Source organism: Endozoicomonas atrinae (assembly GCF_001647025.1).
In the GTDB taxonomy this organism is placed as follows: Bacteria; Pseudomonadota; Gammaproteobacteria; order Pseudomonadales; family Endozoicomonadaceae; genus Endozoicomonas; species Endozoicomonas atrinae.
Genome location: NZ_LUKQ02000319.1, coordinates 1 through 3150 on the forward strand (window position 1 = coordinate 1; position 3150 = coordinate 3150).

The following is a 3150-nucleotide window of genomic DNA, read 5'->3' on the forward strand; positions in this document are numbered from 1 at the left end:
TAAATCGCTTTGGCGTTATATGGTCAAGCCGCACGAGTCATTAGTATTGGTTAGCTCAACGCCTCACAGCGCTTACACACCCAACCTATCAACGTCATAGTCTTTAACGGCTCTTCAGGGGTATCTAGTACCCAGGGAAGTCTCATCTTGAAGGGGGCTTCCCGCTTAGATGCTTTCAGCGGTTATCCCGTCCGAACATAGCTACCGGGCAATGCGTCTGGCGACACAACCCGAACACCAGTGGTCCGTCCACTCCGGTCCTCTCGTACTAGGAGCAGCTCTTCTCAAACTTCCAACGTCCACGGCAGATAGGGACCGAACTGTCTCACGACGTTCTAAACCCAGCTCGCGTACCACTTTAAATGGCGAACAGCCATACCCTTGGGACCGGCTTCAGCCCCAGGATGTGATGAGCCGACATCGAGGTGCCAAACACCGCCGTCGATGTGAACTCTTGGGCGGTATCAGCCTGTTATCCCCGGAGTACCTTTTATCCGTTGAGCGATGGCCCTTCCATTCAGAACCACCGGATCACTATGACCTACTTTCGTACCTGCTCGAGATGTACCTCTCGCAGTCAAGCTGGCTTGTGCCATTACACTAACCGTACGATGTCCGACCGTACTTAGCCAACCTTCGTGCTCCTCCGTTACTCTTTGGGAGGAGACCGCCCCAGTCAAACTACCCACCACACAATGTCCCCGATCCCGTTTCAGGACCTGGGTTAGAACCTCAATATTGCCAGGGTGGTATTTCAAGGATGGCTCCACGCAAACTGGCGTTCACGCTTCAAAGCCTCCCACCTATCCTACACAAGCAACATCAAGATCCACTGTGAAGCTGTAGTAAAGGTTCACGGGGTCTTTCCGTCTAGCCGCGGATACGCTGCATCTTAACAGCGATTTCAATTTCACTGAGTCTCGGGTGGAGACAGCGTGGCCATCGTTACGCCATTCGTGCAGGTCGGAACTTACCCGACAAGGAATTTCGCTACCTTAGGACCGTTATAGTTACGGCCGCCGTTTACCGGGGCTTCGATCAAGAGCTTCTCCGAAGATAACCCCATCAATTAACCTTCCGGCACCGGGCAGGCGTCACACCGTATACGTCCACTTTCGTGTTTGCACAGTGCTGTGTTTTTAATAAACAGTCGCAGCCACCTGGTATCTTCGACCAGCCTCAGCTTACGGAGCAAGTCCGATCACCAAAGCCGGCGCACCTTCTCCCGAAGTTACGGTGCCATTTTGCCTAGTTCCTTCACCCGAGTTCTCTCAAGCGCCTTGGTATTCTCTACCTGACCACCTGTGTCGGTTTGGGGTACGGTCCCTTCTGACCTGAAGCTTAGAAGTTTTTCCTGGAAGCATGGCATCAATCACTTCAGTTCCGTAGAACCTCGTCATCAATTCTCGGCCTTGAGGATCCGGATTTGCCTGGATCCCCAGCCTACGATCTTAAACGCAGACAACCAACGCTGCGCTGACCTAGCCTTCTCCGTCACTCCATCGCAGTCAAAAGGGGTACAGGAATATTGACCTGTTTCCCATCGATTACGTCTTTCGACCTCACCTTAGGGGCCGACTCACCCTGCGCCGATTAACGTTGCGCAGGAACCCTTGGTCTTCCGGCGGGGGAGCTTCTCACTCCCCTTGTCGTTACTCATGTCAGCATTCGCACTTCTGATACCTCCAGCATACCTCCCGATACACCTTCAACGGCTTACAGAACGCTCCTCTACCGCACTTAACAAAGTTAAGTACCCGTAGCTTCGGTGAACAGTTTGAGCCCCGTTAAATCTTCCGCGCGAGCCGACTCGACCAGTGAGCTATTACGCTTTCTTTAAAGGGTGGCTGCTTCTAAGCCAACCTCCTGGCTGTCTGGGCCTTCTCACATCGTTTCCCACTTAACTGTTACTTTGGGACCTTAGCTGACGGTCTGGGTTGTTTCCCTTTCCACGACGGACGTTAGCACCCGCCGTGTGTCTCCCGTGATTGAACTCATCGGTATTCGGAGTTTGCATGGGGTTGGTAAGTCGGGATGACCCCCTAGCCCAAACAGTGCTCTACCCCCGATGGTTAGACACGAGGCGCTACCTAAATAGCTTTCGAGGAGAACCAGCTATCTCCGGGCTTGATTAGCCTTTCACTCCTATCCACAGGTCATCCGCTAGCTTTTCAACGATAGTCGGTTCGGTCCTCCAATTGATGTTACTCAATCTTCAACCTGCCCATGGATAGATCGCCCGGTTTCGGGTCTACTCCCAGCGACTCGACGCCCTATTAAGACTCGATTTCTCTACGGCTCCCCTAGTCGGTTAACCTTGCCACTGAAAGTAAGTCGCTGACCCATTATACAAAAGGTACGCAGTCACAGAACAAGTCTGCTCCCACTGCTTGTACGTACACGGATTCAGGTTCTATTTCACTCCCCTCAACGGGGTTCTTTTCGCCTTTCCCTCACGGTACTGGTTCACTATCGGTCAGTCAGGAGTATTTAGCCTTGGAGGATGGTCCCCCCATGTTCAGACAGGATTTCACGTGTCCCGTCCTACTCGATTTCACAATAATTGGCCTTTCGTGTACGGGGCTATCACCCACTATGGCGACACTTTCCAGAGTCTTCCACTAAACCAAAAATTGCTTAAGGGCTGGTCCCCGTTCGCTCGCCGCTACTGGGGGAATCTCAATTGATTTCTTTTCCTCCGGGTACTTAGATGTTTCAGTTCCCCGGGTTCGCCTTCCAAACCCTATGTATTCAGGTAAGGAATACCAACTTATGTTGGTGGGTTTCCCCATTCGGAAATCGCTGGATCAAAGCTTGTTTATCAGCTCCCCAACGCTTATCGCAGATTACCACGTCCTTCATCGCCTCTGACTGCCAAGGCATCCACCGTGTACGCTTAGTCACTTGACCATATAACCCAAAGCAATCTAATAAATTAGATGACCAGGATTGTTATGAATCGCATAACTACCTTAACGATCAAATGAATTCATATTGCTACGAATCCATCGCCATACACATTAGCTATGATTGTTTCCAATCAAAACTTGAGAGTGTCTCAGCAAGAATCTTCATTAAACGATTTAACCGAAGTTAAATTGCTTAAATCAATTCAGCTTAAATTTGGATTCCACATTGTTAAAGAACAGA

General features: G+C 50.8%; 1 rRNA gene. It reads right to left on the bottom strand.

Going from position 1 to position 3150, the window contains the following annotated elements:
• Positions 1 to 19 precede the first annotated feature (19 nt).
• Positions 20 to 2910: ribosomal RNA gene (locus tag AK963_RS25180) — 23S ribosomal RNA — on the bottom strand.
• Positions 2911 to 3150 lie beyond the last annotated feature (240 nt).